The organism is Sulfurimonas sp. (assembly GCF_041563495.1).
Classification (GTDB): Bacteria; Campylobacterota; Campylobacteria; order Campylobacterales; family Sulfurimonadaceae; genus Sulfurimonas.
Window position 1 is genome coordinate 62,822 of the sequence record NZ_JBFFMZ010000008.1, and the last position, 16,324, is coordinate 79,145.

Here is a 16,324-nt window from a genome sequence, read left to right on the forward strand (position 1 = left end):
TAAGGATTTTCATGCCTAAAAACAGAGAAAAGAAAACACCTCTTCGTCAAAAAGCCGAAGATATATTATCTACCAATATTAATAACTCCGTAGAGCTACTCAGTGAAGACAACAAAAGCATAATTCATGAACTTCAAGTGCATCAAATCGAGCTTCAGATGCAAAATGATGAACTTCAAATAACCCACAATATGCTAGAAAAAAGTAAACAACGCTATTTAGATCTATACAATAAAGCACCCGTAGGATATTTTGAGTTAAATAACAATTTTATAATTCAAGAAGTCAATACTACAGCTTTAAAATTACTTGATGTAAACTATGACGATATTATAAATAACACATTTACAAAATTCATTTTTAAAGATGATCAGGATATTTTTTACCTACTTAGAAAAAAATTTCAAGTTTTAAATGAGCAGCACTCTGGAGAGTTGAGAATGTTAAAAAGCGATGCTAGCACTTTTTGGGCACTTATAGAAGTAAACCTGGATAAGGATGATAATTCAAATGATATTTTTCGACTCGTAATTCATGACATTAGCGATAGAAAAAAATATGAATCAGAGCTGAAAATAAAAGAGGAGATGCTAATAGCCCAAGCACGTCAAGCAGCTATGGGTGACATGGTAGCTATGATTGCTCATCAATGGAGACAACCGATTTCTATTATTGGCATGATATGTAATAATATAAAACTTAATTTAGTATTAGATAAAAAAGTAACGTCACAAGAACTCGAAAATTATTGTGACGATGTTCAAGTTCAGGTGTCCTACCTATCTCAAACGATTGATGATTTTAAAAACTTTTTAAAAAATAATCTTCAAAAAGCAAATATCTCAATCTGCGATTTGATGAACACCACGATGAGTATGATTGTAAAAAGTTTAGAAAACAACAATATAAGAGTTGAAATGGATTATAGGTGTGAAAGTACTTTATACATTGTAGAAAGTCAACTATCTCAAGTTTTTATAAACATAATAAACAATGCTAAAAATTCTCTACTTGAAAGCAATATACAAGACCCGGTAATATCAATAAAGATTTTTGAAGATAAAGATTTTATAAATGTTGAAATTAGCGATAACGGAAATGGTATTCCTGCAGATATACTTCCAAAACTTGGCGAACCTTATGTTTCATCAAGAGCTAAAAATGGTACCGGTCTTGGCATCTATATGTCTAAGATAATTATAGAAAAACATATGAACGGTATTTTAAAATGGAAAAATTTAGATAAGGGTGCTTGTTTTACAATCATGCTTAGAAAAAGTTTGATACAATCAACAAAGCGCAACCAAAATAAGGTGATTTAACAATGTACTCCAAAGAATCTATTTTATATTGTAAAAACACCAAAGAACTAGGCAATAATGTAGTTATCTGTCATGACTACGGCAACAGAGAATTTTTGTTTCTTGTAGAGAAAAAAAGTTTTGAAGAGTTATTGGATGTAAAGATTGATGAAAAGACAATGAACGACGGGATTGAGCTTTTATCAATACTTCATACAGATGATATTGAACTCTTCAACATACCCAATCCCGCTGACGCTTCCAAACAAACTTTTCAACTGCATTTTCGTATATTTAAACCAGACCGTAAAGTTTTAGTCTTAAAAGGTTTATTTGAGATCATTTTGCAACACGACATTGAAAATACGATTATTTATAAAACAACATTAATAGATGTTAGGTTTTCAAATAAAAATAAAGATGACCTGAATGTTGCAAAAATAAATCTTCAGGCCATGATGGAACATACAAACGATTTTATCTTTTTTAAAGATGCAAATCATATTCTAACAGCATCTAGTGATTCTCTTGCCATTATTACGGGGCATACAAGAGGATATGAGATTGTCGGTAAAAGCGATTATGACCTTTTTCCATTTGAGCATGCAGAAGTCTACTACAAACTGGAAAAAGAGATATATAAAGGAAATATTCCTTATATGGAAGAAGTCCAGCCCTTCACAAACGAAGATGGAGATATCGGCTGGGTAAACAATAGAAAATACCCTATCAAAGACAAAAGCGGTAAAATAATCGGTCTATTTGGAATAGCTCGTATAGTCACTCAAGAGATTCAAAACCAAAATAAGATAAAAGAGCAAAAAAAACAACTTGAAAAAGCTCAACACATAGCACATCTCGGAAATTGGACATTAGATGCCGCCAATAAAAAGCTTCTTTGGTCAAATGAAGTTTATAATATTTTTGAAAAAGACAAAGAAGCAGTTGAACCCTCATATGACACTTTTTTGGATTCTGTTCACCCTGATGACAAAGGCCTTGTAAAGACCGCATACACTGAATCTATAAAGAATAAAACCTCATATGATGTTGTACACAGGTTACTCTTTGAAGATGACCGAATCAAGTATGTTCATGAAAAAGGAGAACATACATTTGACAAAGATGGAAATATTATTAACTCATTTGGAACTGTACAAGATATAACCAAGATAAAAGAGTATGAAAATGAGATAAAACAAAAAGATGAGATGATGATAGCACAATCACGCCTTGCAGCTATGGGAGAGATGACAAGCATGATTGCCCATCAATGGAGACAGCCACTCTCTGCGATAAGCATCTGTGCTAACTCAATTATTGCAGATGTAGCCTTAGGTACATGCGATGAAGAAGAGACTTTGAGATTGGCAAATTCGATTTCAACCCAGACACAGCATCTATCAAAAACAATAGAGGATTTTAGAAACTTTTTTAAATCTGAAAATAAAAAAGAGAACACAAGTATCATAAATATTTTAAATGAAGCGTTTAATCTTATGCTTAAAAGTTTAAACGATAAAGAAATCACATGCGAAGTCAATGCTCAAACAGATGAAAAGATCCCAATTCTCTCAAGAGAGCTTTTACAAGTTTTTATAAACATACTCAACAATGCAAAAGATGCTTTAATAGAACACAAAAAAGAAGATAGAAAAATATATGTCACTATAAAAGACAAGGGCAATGCTATCATCACAAAAATATCTAACAACGGTGGAAAGATAAAACCTGAAAATCTAAATAATATCTTCGAACCTTACTTTTCGACAAAAGATGATAAAAACGGTACCGGGCTTGGTCTTTATATATGTAAAATGATTGTAGAAAGACATATAAAGGGAACACTATCGGTTGAAAATACAGCCGATGGTGTTTGTTTTAGTATTGAAATCCCAAAAACAGATTAGTATTTTACTTACTCTGACGAGAAAGCATGTTGTACACGCCTGTTCCGACTATAAGAAGGGTAACTCCTACGACTAAGTAAAAAGCATTAAGAAGCTGTGTATAGTCCTCAAGAACAATCTTAAAAACCGCCATCAACGACTCAATAGAAAGCGCAATAATAATAGATGTTAAAAACTTACTAAGTGTTTTGCTCTGTAAGTCGTTACCGTAATTGAATGTTTTAAAGAGTACATCATTCTCCACAATATTCTTTGCCAAATCATAAATCGCAAGCCCGATGGTTATAGATATGATCGAAGTAAATATCTCATGCATAACCTCTGCACCGGTATTTTGAGAAAATAGCATATGGAAAAATATATATCCGCCGTACAAAATCAAAAAGACAGATACCAAGCCAAGCAATAATCCGCCGCCGCCCATGATGTACATATTTATTTTCTCAAATCCGCTGTTATGCTCTATGAGACGAAGCTCTTCTAAAAGTTTAAGCAAATCATAGTCTACTACGAGATAGCCGTCTTTGTAACATTTTACTGCTGTAATAGTCGGCAAGCCCGTAACATGATGAAGATAGGGGTTACTGATGTGAATGGGTTCTTCTTTGAAACTAACCCATTTAAAATAAAAAGACTTATCCGTACCGTCTCGTTTTTCATCTATATATTTTCTACCGATGCTAGGCGTTGACTGAACAAAAGATGCATCAACTGAGTATATAATTTCAGCTGCTTTTTCAGACTCGAAAAAACGTCTCATATCTCTCTCGTTATCTGAGATAGGATGAAAATTTTCCATAGTGTTACGAACATAATGTTGAACACTGTTTTTATTTTCCGTATAGATACCAATTATTCGTTTCATGAAAACTCCTTTAAGTGAACTTTCAGTTTAACTTATAGCACCTATCATATTAAAAGGAGTATAAAATCAACGTGTAGTGCTTATACTTAAGAAATTCTATCTATATATGAGATTTTCCATATTAATATAGTAAAATGTAATATATAAATTTAAAGGATAACGATGAAAAAGATTTCAATGATCTTTATAAGTGCATTTTTAGCACTAGGAGCGAGTGTTTGTTCGGCAGATGCTCAAAATATTCAAGTATTTAGTGTTAATAATTCAAAGGGGGCGATTAACGCTAAGACTATTGAAAAAGCTTTTAACGAGAGTGGTAATGTAGTTGTTGATGTTAACAACGATATGAACTCTATTTTTTCAAAAAGATATGGTTTTGTTCACCATAAATCTTACAACTTAGCAATATTTCGTAGTGATAAATCTATTTTAAAACTTATTAAAAAATATCCAAGTATCGGTTTGATAACACCTCTGTCTATGTCAATTTATTCAGATGATGCAAAAAAAACTATCAATATTTCCACGCTATCTTTAGCCGGTATGGCTAGAATCACTAAAATTCCGGCAACAGATCCGGACTTAAAAGAGTATGCCGCTTCTGTAGATGCAGCACTTCACAAGGCATTGCCAAATGGTAAGTATTTAGCTGTAAATCATAATACTAAATCTTCAGGCAATTTAGTTACTGAGTTTACAATGGAGTTAGAACTTGAAAAAGGAACAACATACGCAGATGCTAAAGAAAGCTTTGAAGATGAGTTTGAAGGAGAACTCGGTCCTGTCGGATTTTTAATACCAAAGAAGTATGAAATACAAGATTTGTTAACAGAAAATGGCAATGAAGATTATGATTTCTTTGATACATATTCTATTATTAGATTTAACGCAATATTTCCAGTATCTAAAAATCATCCCGATGCCGGAGCGTATGCACCTTTTTCACTATCTATCTATAAGAAAAAAGATGAAGATGAAATGCATATCAGTTTCCCATCAATCGACAACTGGATAAGTGACCTTGACATTAAAGACGAAAAAACAATCAAAGCAGTTCGCGCAACTCAAGAAAAAATTAAAAAAATTCTTACGGAAATGACCCAATAGCAGTTAAATTCATTCTCATGCTTTTTATGAGAATGGGTTTAAAGCAAAAAGAGACATAAAACAGCTTTCTCATATAGACTAATATATTTAAGTCTCTTTACCTATAATCTTTGCAGTTTTTAGAAACATATCAACCCACCAATATATATCAAATTTTTTAACAATATTTTGCAAATTCTCCATACGTTCATATTTCTCTTTTGTTTGCATTAATAAAGCTCTTTTAATACTATTGACAACGGCATCTTCGTCGAATGGGTTAACTAATAGTGCATCACTTTTAAACTGATGCTTCGCTCCGGCAAACTCACTAAGAATCAAAACTCCATTTTTATCAAAATTTGCAACACAATATTCTTTGGCAATCAGATTCATACCATCTTTCAATGGGGTAACAAGTGCAATATCTGATGCTCTATAATATGATAAAAGCTCTACTCTGCTTAATGAGTGATAAATATACTGTATCGGTATCCAACCTAGTTGACTAAATTTACCATTTATTTCACCTACAAGCTCTTCTATCTCTTTTTTTAAACTAGCATATTTGACAATGTCTTCTCGACTTGGCACTATAACTTGTATTAATTTAACCTTTTTTCGTAACTTTGGATTCCGATCCAACAATCTTCTGTATACTTTGAGCCTATTAGGGATTCCTTTGCTGTAATCAAGCCTGTCAACTCCCAATATAATTTTTTGTTCTGGATAACCTTCTTTTATCTCCTTTGTCATTTTTGAGACTTCTTCACTCTTAGCTTGATTAAAGAACTCATCATAATCAATGCTAATAGGAAAAACACCAACTCTGCTTTCTCTTTGTTTGGTTATTATATTAGTTATATTAAGCTCTTCGTGTTTTATTTTATACTGTTTCACCAATGACTCAACCACTTCCAAAAAGTTCTTCTTGTCTATCTCTGTTTGGAACCCTATCAGGTCGTAGGACAATAATGCTTTGATGATTTTTAAACGCCACGGCATGCGATTGAATGTCTCTAATGGCGGAAAAGGAATATGAAGAAAAAATGCTATTTTGTTTTTAACGCCTTTTTGTCTTAACTCTTTACCTGTGTTAATAAGATGATAGTCATGAATCCATATAAAGTCTTCATCAGCAAGCTCTTGCATAATTTTGTTAGCAAATTCCCGATTTACTTTCTGATAAGCTTTATAATATTTTTCTGAAAACTTACAATATACGGACACATTATGAAAAAGTGGCCATAATACTTCATTTGAAAAGCCCTTGTAGTAAAGTTCATACTCATTTAAACTAATATCTACAGGTTTGTATTTATAATTTAAATCTTTTTCTTGTTCCCTTAAGAGTTTTTCAACATCAAGACCCTCCTCTTTGTAGTTTCCGGCCCAACCTATCCAAATACCTCCATCTCTTTTTAAAACCGGTGTCATAGCCGTGACAAGACCTCCGGATGCATGATTTACTTTATATTCATCTTCAATACCTTTTTTAACTACAGCCGGTAACCGGTTAGAAACAATGATCAATCTAGCGTGTTTTTTATTTTGCAAATTTTCTCCTTTGTTCAGTTACTATATTCTACCTCTTTGATCTCCCCGCCACTAAGTGTTAAGATATTACCTTTTACATTAATAGTTATCGTCTCTGCCTTTGAAACCTGAGTTTCAATAATTACTCTGTTTGAATATATATTAATATTAAGCCACTGCTCTCTATAGTATAATTTAAGCTTTATCTCCTTCAGCTCTTTAGGAAGGGAGGGATTAAGATACATAATGTCGTCTCTGGCTTCCAATCCGGTGTAGCAGCGTTGGATAATATCAATCGTACCTGCCATCGCACCGATATGCACTCCTTCTGGGGTGGTATTTTCTTGAACATCTGCTATGTCCGTCAATAAAACTTCATTAAAAAATCTCCATGATTCTTTTCTATTTGTTCTGGCACTTACCCAAGCATGAACTACCTGACTTAAAGAGGATCCGCTTGATGTTCGTTGCATATAATATTTAACATTTTTTTGAAGTGTTAATTTGCTAAACTTGTAACCAAGTTGATGAAAGAGTTCTTTTAGTTCCTCGTTGGAGAAAAGATAAAAAAGCATCAATACATCTGCCTGCTTCGAGACTTTATAATTATTTGCACTATCGCCTTCAGCTTCCAATATTCTGTCAAGACGTCGAATATTAATATATTGTTTAGTGTAAAGATCCCAGTCAAGCTCTTTGAGGTTTTCATAGCCTTCAAACTGACTGATAATATCGCCTTCATGAAAAGGAACTTTCATTTTTTTACGTATATCTTCCCATCTTTGAATCTCCGTCTGCTCTATTTGAAGTTTTTCACACAACTCACTAAAATGTATTTCAGAGAGTATACTTTGCAATTCCACAGCCTTATTTAGAACATATACAGCCATAATATTTGTATAAGCATTATTTTTTAGCCCGGGTGTTTTGTTATCTGCATAGGTATCATGATACTCATCCGGTCCAATAACACCTAAAATTTCATATCTTTGCTCACCACTGTTAAAGATTGCTATACTTGACCAAAATCTAGCAATTTCAATTATCATCTCAGCACCGTAGAATGATAAAAATTCACTGTCACCGCTTACTTGATAATACTGCCAAATATTATAAACTAAAGCAGAATTTATATGTCGTTGAAGATGTGTATTATCATTAAGCCATCTATTTGATTTAGGGTTAAGATGCATTGTTTGCGTTTCTTCTTTACCGTTACTTCCACTTTGCCACGGATACATAGCACCTTTATATCCCAAAGACTTAGCAGCACGCCTCGCCTCAGGAAGCCTTCTATATCGATAAAGCATGAGTGAACGTGTTATTTGAGGAAGTCTATAATTAAAAAACGGAAAAATAAATATCTCATCCCAAAAGATATGACCTCTGTAAGCCTCTCCATGCCAACCCCTTGCAGGAATACCGACATCCATGTCTATACTGTGAATGGAAGCGGTCTGTAAAAGATGAAAAGTGTAAAGATGCAATACTCTTTTTAGAAAATAATCTTTTTTAATATCTCTAAGATTTAGATCAATATCAAACTGATTCCAAAGATATTTCCAAGCCATTTTATGGTCAAAAAGCATGTTTTCAAATCTTCCCATATCTTCTAATAAAAGTTCTGCTTCAAGATAACAGTTTGATATAGCTTTATCTTTGGAAGAATATACTGACACATTTTTTTCTATATGGAAATGATCTTTACCGCTTACATGATCTACAAAAAATCGCTTTGCTATATAAGAACCGTTTTGTATTGACTCAGCCTCTACAAATAGTAGCTCACCATTTAAAAAAAGTTTTGTTTTAGCTGCCATGGAAACGGTATGATTTGACTGTACCGTCTCCATCTTTAAAAAGATATTATCACTTTTGAGCTCTTTTTCTATACACTTAAGATGCTCACCGCTTAAAGCACTGTAGCGTTTTACTCCTGCATTCTTTATATTGCCGTCAATGCCCGACTCTATCTCAATACTTCCTTCCCAATTAATTGGTATTATGCTAAGTTCTATAGATGCCATATGTTTATTTTGCATATGCACAAAACGTCTCTCTACAAGCCTAGTCTCTCTTTCCCTACCATCACTAAAGTGTATAAATTTATGAAGAATTCCTTTTTGCATATCAAGTTCTTGCCGAAAAGATATAATTGTAGTCTCATCTATGCTAAACCAAAGGCCATCTTTTATTCTAAATTTCAGCCTCAACCAGTTTGGAAAGTTAACAAGATCCTCATTTTTTATCTCCCTACCTTGAATCTCTGTTTTGAGTCTATTATAACCTCCCGCCATATAGGTTCCGGGATAATGTATATCATCGGCTACTGATTCCGTTGCAGATGCTCTTGTGACAAAATAACCATTACCAAGCGCACACAGCACCTCTCTTAATTTTTCTTCTTTAGGTGCGTAATTGTCATATGCTAAAGACCAAATATTACCTCTTTCTATAGACGAAGAAAGTATCTTCAAAAAATGTGTGGTCTGATCTGTATTTTTTAACTTATATTGCGCTCCAGTAGCTCGTGCCTGTCCTCCTACCAGTATCCCTATTCCGTATGTTTTAATGGCCGAAAAAGCATCTTCATCGGTAATATCATCACCGATGTAAAATATCTTACTGCTTCTTTTTTCTATATGAAGCTTTTTAATTAGCCATTCTAATGCTTTTCCCTTGTTCCATTGCAAATCCGGTTGTAGCTCATACAGCATTTTTCCGTAGCTTTTACGAATTTTAGGATATTTCATCAGCGCATTATCTGCTACTTTTTCTACAATGGCTACCTCATCTATTGAGACATTTCTATAGTGAAGAGCTATACTGAATTTTTTACGTTCAACCAGAGCTCCTTCTACGCCGGCAAGTGACTTTGTAAGTTCAATTTCTAAATCATCAAAGATTTCAACAAACTCTAAAGCTGGCTTATACTCCATTTTAATACTGGGACCTTCTATCTCATAACCATGACTGCCTGAGTAGTAGATTCCCTTAATACCTACTCTGCTTTTAATATCATTAAGTCCTCTGCCGCTTATTACGGCTAAAGTGCATTGATTGGAAAGTTTTAAAAGAATATTTTTCATCTCTGTAGAAAGATTTGCATCTTTTGGATGTGAAACAATAGGGGTGATCGTTCCGTCATAATCAAAAAATAGTACAACTTCTTTATCTTTAAACTGATCCTCTATTTTTTTAAAAGATTTCAGTGCCGAAGGAAGTTTTGTTGTTTTAGCCTCTATATCAAGCTCTTTTAGATCATTGACAACAATATCTGCACCAGCCTTCATCAACTGTTTTTTATGCCTATTTCTGTTAACACCGATAACTTTTCCGAATCCGCTTTTTTTCCCTGCAGCTACTCCGACGATTGCATCTTCAATAACAATAGCTTTACTTGGTTTAACGTTAAGTCTTCTTAGTGCTTCTAAAAAAAGATCCGGTTCCGGCTTACCTTTAAGATCCAAATTTTGAAGGTCAAACCCGTCTACAATAGTATTAAAATGAGAATTGAGGTTAGTTGATTGCAGTATATAGGTACAGTTTTTACTAGAGGAGACTACAGCAGTTAAAAAGCCAAAGTTGTTTAATTTTAAAAGTAGGTCTATGGAACTTTTATAAGTTTCTACCCCTTGGGATATAAGTTCTAAAAAATAGCTATTCTTAATATTTGCTAAAGCAGAGATGCTCTCTACATCTCTTGTGTCATCACTTCTTCCTTGTGGAAGTTGTATACCTCTTGAATCAAGAAAACTTCTTATACCGTCATCTCTAGGTTTTCCATCAACATAATTAAGATAATCTGCAGAAATATCAAATGGTGTAAAAGCTTTACCATTGGCTCTACTTTTTAAAAACTCATCAAACACTTTTTTCCATGCCACTGCATGAGTTTTTTGTGTTTGCGTAATGACACCGTCAAGGTCAAACACAACTGCATCATACTCTGACCTTTTAATTACATATTTACTTTTTAAGCTCATAAACATCTCCCTCCATTAAACTTACAAAGAAACAATATATAAAACAATGATATCATAATATCATTATTTTCAATAACTATCTACAGCATGGAATGGGATGTAACAAAATATGCTTATATGGTATTTTTTAAGTACATTTACCATATTTTTAAGGTATTAATAATAAAATATTACTATGAAAAAAATTATTGCCTTTTTAGCAAAACTCGGATTTTGGCCGTTTGTCATACTTTTTACTGCAATAGCATTAATAACTTCAGAGATGTTGGTTGTTCTGCATAGCTATTGGTTAACAGGCAGTTTTTTTGATAGAACTCTATTGACAGTTGGTTTTACCATCCCTATTGTTGTCGGATTGACTGTTTTTAGTTTAATAGCTTTATTAATACGCTCTTTTCAAGAACTTGAAAATGAAAAAAACAACATAATAGCCCTGCAAAAAGAGACAGAAAATAATCTTCATGATGAAAAAAAACGTGCTCTTCGCTATCTTGATATTACAGGAACTCTGATTGTAGCTCTTGATACCGATGCAAATATTGTCTTAGCTAATAATGAATTATGTAAAGCTCTTGGATATGAGTCTGAAAAAGATTTACTGGGTAAAAACTGGATTGAAGAGACTCTTCCAAAAGAAGACCATGTATCTGTAAAAGAAGCCTGTTCAGATGTAATGCGCGGAAATATTGAGCCGTATAGGACATATGAAACAAGACTACTGCAAAAAGATGGAAGTATCAGACTCGTTAAGTGGCATAATGAACACATTAGAGATAATGATGGGAATATAGAGGGTATTTTATCATCAGGAACAGATATTACAAAATCAAGAGAAGATGATGAAAAAATTAGAAAAAGTGAAAGCTATCAAAGAGCAATATTAGATAGTTTTCCTTTTCTTATTTGGCTAAAAGATACACAGAGTAATTTTTTGGCTGTAAATAAATCCTTTGCAAATGCAGCCGGAGCTAAAAATACATCTGAACTCATTGGTAAAAATGATTTAGATTATTTTCCAAAGGATTTATCAGATGCTTATCGTGCTGACGATAAAGCAGTTATGAAGTCACTACAAAAAAAAGAGCTAGAAGAAATTATAGAATCTGATGGTGAGAGGAAATGGTTTCAAACCTATAAAGCTCCTATTTTGGACAAAGAGGGAAATCTTTTTGGAACAGTTGGCTTTGCCAGAGATATCACTAATCGTAAAATTATGGAAGATAAACTAAAACTTTCAGCAAGTGTATTTACTCATACACATGAAGGTATTCTTATTTCAGATAAAGACAATAATATTGTTGATGTAAATGAAGCATTTACAACTATAACAGGTTACTCACGTGATGACGTACTTGGCAAAAAACCAAATATTCTCAAATCTAATCGCCACGATAAAAAGTTTTACTCAAAGTTTTGGGAATCTCTCAATAGAGACGGTGTCTGGAAAGGTGAACTGTGGAATCGTAGGAAAAATGGAGCTGAGTATGTCGAAAATGCAACCATCAGTGTCATTTACGACAATAACAAAAATGTGCAAAACTATATTTCAATGTTTACAGATATAACCCAACAAAAGCTGCTACAGCAAAAACTTGAGCATAGTGCATATTATGATGCATTAACAGATTTACCAAATCGTATACTCTTTGCAGACAGAATGAAACAAGCAATCTCTCAGGCTGTTCGTAAAAAACAACTGATAGCTATTGCATACATAGATATTGACGGTTTTAAACAGGTCAATGATACTTATGGACATGAAATAGGGGACAAACTGCTTATATTGTTATCTGAAAAAATGACAAAATTGCTTCGTGAAAGTGATACAATTTCTAGAGTAGGCGGAGATGAGTTTATAGCTCTTTTTGTTGATATTCAAAATAAAGAAGTGGCTGATGTTTTACTAAATAGACTTATCGATACTATTGCAGAACCAGTCACTATTAATAATTTTTCTGTCAATGTTTCAGCAAGTATCGGTGTGACATTTTATCCGCAAAAAGATAAGTTAGATTCCGATCAGGTTATTAGACAAGCTGATCAGGCAATGTATCAGGCAAAATTATCCGGTAAAAATCAATATATTATTTTTGACTCAAGTGTATCAGTTTTGTCAACGGCGGACCAAAATTCCGCACTAAAATAAAGGAAATATTCACACTACATGAAATTTCGTTCCAAATAAATGCCAAATTTAACTCCGCTGTTGACAACATCACCCATATCATATAAAACTGCTAGGTTATTACAGCTTTTAATCTCACCATCATCACATGCTTTCATGTAAGCTTTTATCTTTTTTTCTGTATCTTCTTTTGTACCCTGATGTGAATGTCCATGATTAGAGTGATCATGAACTGCACTAGCGAATAAGTTTACGCTAAATAGTAAGCCTATAGTCATAAAAATTTTAGTCATTATTAATCCTCGATTATTTTTTGTGTCAACGGCGAAATAAAAAACGAGTTGATAGACATCTCTATCCCAAAAGAAAAACTTAGTCTATATAAAGACAAGATCGGTTCAACAGTAGAAGTTGAAGTAGGTGTAATAGGTAAGTGTAGTTACTACGGTATCTAATTAAAAACCTCGTAGTGAGAGGAGCTTATCATCTGTTTGTGAGGTCACGAACAAAAGATGAAGAGCAACTCGAACCACGAGCTTTATATCCGAGTTCTTGGTAACACTCGGTTCTTAACATATTTACAAATAAAAATGACATGTACATAGTTAGAGAAAGAGGCTCCGTATTTATACGGAGATAGAGACTCTTACTTTGTATGTGTTAATAATTAAAGGGTAAAAAATGGAAAATAAAAATAATACGTCCACTAACTTACCAAATGTAATTAGTGGGATAGATACACTTTACTACTTCTATGAGTCCAATAATTTATATGATGATTTCTTCTTAGAGATACTAGACCAACTAGAGGACAGCAAAGGAAGATTTGACAAGAGAGAAATATCTTACTCAAATAAAGATTTAAAAGTATCTATCAACAATCAAGTTTTTGAGTTCAACGGTAAAGCACAAGGCTTTTACTGGTTCACTCATTTAGATAACTTCGTAACTGTCGGGTTTAAAGATTATCTTACAAACAGAGGTTTAAATGATATACAAGTGCAGTTCACTGCTGTCGGTATATATACACTGGGCATAAAAGCACTTCTTAGATATGTAGATGATTTATTTAAAGAAGTAACCACTGATTATAAACCTATAACCAGAGTCGATTTAAACATGTTTATACAGTCTGATTTATCATGGTTGCAAAAAGATATGTTTGTAAGCAGAAAACGCAAATATACAACTCATTTAAAAGAGGTAAGCTCAAAGTATAAACTTCAAACTCTCTATATTGGAAAAGATCCTTTTTTACTTCGTCTTTATGATAAAAGAGAGGAACTAAAAAACTCCAATAAGAGTGAACTGATGTATGAGTATTTTTTAAATAACGGCTTTACAAAAGAGGATGATATATTTAACTTGGAGTTTGAACTTCATCGTAAATATTTAAAGACATACAACATTGATACAGTAGAAGATTTACTAGGTCATGCAGAGAAGCTTTTTAAAGAGTCTATGAACGCAATAAGATTAGTCGATTTATCTACCATATCAGAGAACTCCATTAATACTATGAATAGATACAAAGCAGATACTCACCCGCTGTGGCAATATATATCTGACTCTTACAAGCTAAAAGACTTTTTAGCAGTAGATATGCCCTTAGAGAGATTAAAGAGAAAGAACTACTCTTATACGATTGAGGATTCAATTAAAGAGCATGTAGCACTGGCAAGAAAATATTACATTCATGGCGGTATAGTTGATGAACAGTTTTATGATGAAATACAAGAAGCATTTGAGAAAAGTATAGAACCAAAATATGATTATTATCAAAAGTCTGTAAAACTTCAAACTGTTTATGAGGACATAGATGAACCAGTAAACCTAAAAGAGCTTGATGATTTAGAGCTAGAAAAGTATATTAAAACTTTAGAGTTAAAAATGACTAGCCCAGATTTAGATTTACAGCTACTTATCAAAAAACATCAACTGGCATTTATTGAGTTGGAGCATAGAGGGAAACCTGCGCAGCAAGAGTTTCCTTTTTAGGCTTATTCAAGATGAAAAGATATAAATCAACCTCAACTCTATGTGAAATCTATGAAGTTGGAAGAGACTTCTTTCAAAGAAGAATACAAAGTGAAGAATTCATTTTGAATGAGCATTATGTAAAACAAGCGAACACTATCAGGTGGGATTTTGAAGCTATTGAGAAATGGTGGAGAGGTTCAAATATGTCATCAAAAGAGATAGATAATATCTTCAATAAAATTTTTCCAGATTGAAATATAATCTAAAAGGATGTATCATGTTAAAGTTATCTGCGGTTGCCAAAAGGAAAACTATGGCAACGATACGCGAAAGAAACGGTACTTTATATCTTGATTATTATATTAATTCAAAGAGAATTAAAAGAACTACAGGACTTAAAGATACTAAGGCAAACCGTAAGAAGTTGGAGCAAGAAATTATTCCAAGACTTATGGAAAAGATATATATAAATGATTTGCGAAAGCCTGAACATAAAAAGTTTTCGTACTATCATGAAAAGTTTGTGAAGCTACATGAAAATGACAAAAGTTTTCACACTCGCATTGGTGTTTACAATAAAGTAAATAAGTTCTTTGGAAATATGTTTGTTAATGAGATTAGAACTCTTTCAGTTAAAGAGTATCTTGCTTCTTTAAATATTAAAAATAGTACCAAAAAAGATTATCTTGGTTGTATCAGAGGCACACTCGATATTGCTCTTGATGATGAAGCTATAGATAAAAATGTAGCTTTTGGTATTAGGTTTAAGAGAGAAGAAAAAGCACCTATTCACGTTTTTTCTGTAGATGAAGTTTCATTACTTCTTGAAAAAGCAGAAGGTATGTTTCGAAACTATATCGGCATAGCTTTAAATACTGGCATGAGAAGTGGAGAAATACTAGGACTTATGCATAGTGATATTCTTGAAGATAGAATAACCGTAAAAAGGTCAGTTTCAAAAGGTCGTATCACTTCACCAAAAACACTTGGGAGTATTAGAGATATTCCAATGTTTGAAGCTCTTAAACCATATATAGAGAGCCAAAAGAAATTAAGTGAATCACTTTATCTATTTGACTTTGATAAGACGTTTATAAAAGACGCTTCATTTTTCAAAAGAAGATGGCACCAACTTGTAAAAGATTGTGAGATTGAATACAGAAAACTCTATAGCACAAGACATACTTTTATAACTGCTATGTTAAATAGTGGCGAATTTAAAATTATGGAAATTGCGGCAATAGTCGGACACTCTTCGCCAGAGATGATTATGAAAAACTACGCAGGTTTTATCAAAGATAATCACTTAAAGATTAACACTAGTATTGACTTGTTCAAAAAGAGCTGTCCCAAATCGGTCCCACTTAATGTTAACAAAAAATTGATTGAGGCTTGAAAGTTCGGTGTGTAAGTGGTGGGTCCTATGTGACTCGAACACATGACCACTCCGTTATGAGCGGAGGGCTCTAACCAACTGAGCTAAAGACCCACTGTTTTGTTACAAGCTTTCGCTTTGTAGGGCGCAATTATAGTCA

Annotated in this window: 11 protein-coding genes and 1 tRNA gene; 7 read left to right on the plus strand and 5 right to left on the minus strand. The window is 33.0% G+C overall.

Annotated features, from left to right (window positions below; genetic code table 11):
* Positions 1-11: 11 nt before the first annotated feature.
* Both ABYK18_RS09180 and ABYK18_RS09185 read left to right on the plus strand, forming a co-directional pair.
* Positions 12-1,322, plus strand: a complete 1,311-nt coding sequence (locus ABYK18_RS09180) for an ATP-binding protein (RefSeq protein ID WP_373036373.1) — start codon at positions 12-14, stop codon at positions 1,320-1,322.
* Between the two features lie 2 nt (positions 1,323-1,324).
* Positions 1,325-3,211: a PAS domain-containing protein gene (locus ABYK18_RS09185; protein WP_373036374.1), complete on the plus strand. Its 1,887-nt coding sequence runs from the start codon at positions 1,325-1,327 to the stop codon at positions 3,209-3,211.
* 4 nt (positions 3,212-3,215) lie between these two features.
* Here ABYK18_RS09185 and ABYK18_RS09190 read toward each other — a convergent pair whose 3' ends face one another.
* Positions 3,216-4,076 (minus strand): hypothetical protein, encoded by an 861-nt coding sequence (locus tag ABYK18_RS09190; RefSeq protein ID WP_373036375.1) that lies wholly within the window; start codon positions 4,074-4,076, stop codon positions 3,216-3,218.
* 162 nt (positions 4,077-4,238) lie between these two features.
* Between ABYK18_RS09190 and ABYK18_RS09195 the strand changes: the two genes are divergently transcribed.
* The gene (locus ABYK18_RS09195) at positions 4,239-5,183 is read left to right on the plus strand and encodes a hypothetical protein (RefSeq protein ID WP_373036376.1); all 945 of its coding nucleotides are present in this window, start codon (positions 4,239-4,241) and stop codon (positions 5,181-5,183) included.
* An 87-nt stretch (positions 5,184-5,270) separates the two neighbouring features.
* Here the strand turns inward: ABYK18_RS09195 and ABYK18_RS09200 are convergent, their stop codons facing one another.
* Both ABYK18_RS09200 and otsB read right to left on the minus strand, forming a co-directional pair.
* Positions 5,271-6,719, minus strand: a complete 1,449-nt coding sequence (locus ABYK18_RS09200; protein WP_373036377.1) for a trehalose-6-phosphate synthase — start codon at positions 6,717-6,719, stop codon at positions 5,271-5,273.
* Positions 6,720-6,733: 14 nt separating this feature from the next.
* Positions 6,734-10,684 (minus strand): trehalose-phosphatase, encoded by a 3,951-nt coding sequence (gene otsB / locus ABYK18_RS09205; RefSeq protein ID WP_373036378.1) that lies wholly within the window; start codon positions 10,682-10,684, stop codon positions 6,734-6,736.
* A 175-nt stretch (positions 10,685-10,859) separates the two neighbouring features.
* Here otsB and ABYK18_RS09210 point away from each other — a divergent pair, with 175 nt between their 5' ends.
* Positions 10,860-12,830 (plus strand): PAS domain S-box protein, encoded by a 1,971-nt coding sequence (locus tag ABYK18_RS09210; protein WP_373036379.1) that lies wholly within the window; start codon positions 10,860-10,862, stop codon positions 12,828-12,830.
* Positions 12,831-12,844: 14 nt separating this feature from the next.
* Here the strand turns inward: ABYK18_RS09210 and ABYK18_RS09215 are convergent, their stop codons facing one another.
* Complete coding sequence (locus ABYK18_RS09215; RefSeq protein ID WP_373036380.1) at positions 12,845-13,102, minus strand: hypothetical protein; 258 nt, start codon at positions 13,100-13,102, stop codon at positions 12,845-12,847.
* A 388-nt stretch (positions 13,103-13,490) separates the two neighbouring features.
* On the opposite strand from ABYK18_RS09215, the gene ABYK18_RS09220 reads away from it, so the two are divergent.
* The 3 genes from ABYK18_RS09220 to ABYK18_RS09230 are packed head-to-tail and all read left to right on the plus strand — an operon-like array spanning position 13,491 to position 16,185.
* Positions 13,491-14,807 (plus strand): hypothetical protein, encoded by a 1,317-nt coding sequence (locus ABYK18_RS09220; RefSeq protein ID WP_373036381.1) that lies wholly within the window; start codon positions 13,491-13,493, stop codon positions 14,805-14,807.
* Positions 14,808-14,818: 11 nt separating this feature from the next.
* On the plus strand, positions 14,819-15,043 hold the full coding sequence (locus ABYK18_RS09225; RefSeq protein WP_373036382.1) for a hypothetical protein: 225 nt from the start codon (positions 14,819-14,821) through the stop codon (positions 15,041-15,043).
* A 23-nt stretch (positions 15,044-15,066) separates the two neighbouring features.
* A complete protein-coding gene (locus tag ABYK18_RS09230; protein WP_373036383.1) occupies positions 15,067-16,185 on the plus strand; it encodes a tyrosine-type recombinase/integrase in 1,119 nt (372 codons plus the stop codon).
* Positions 16,186-16,201: 16 nt separating this feature from the next.
* On the opposite strand, the gene ABYK18_RS09235 is transcribed toward ABYK18_RS09230, so the two are convergent.
* Positions 16,202-16,278 (minus strand) — tRNA-Ile (locus ABYK18_RS09235).
* Between the last annotated feature and the right edge of the window lie 46 nt (positions 16,279-16,324).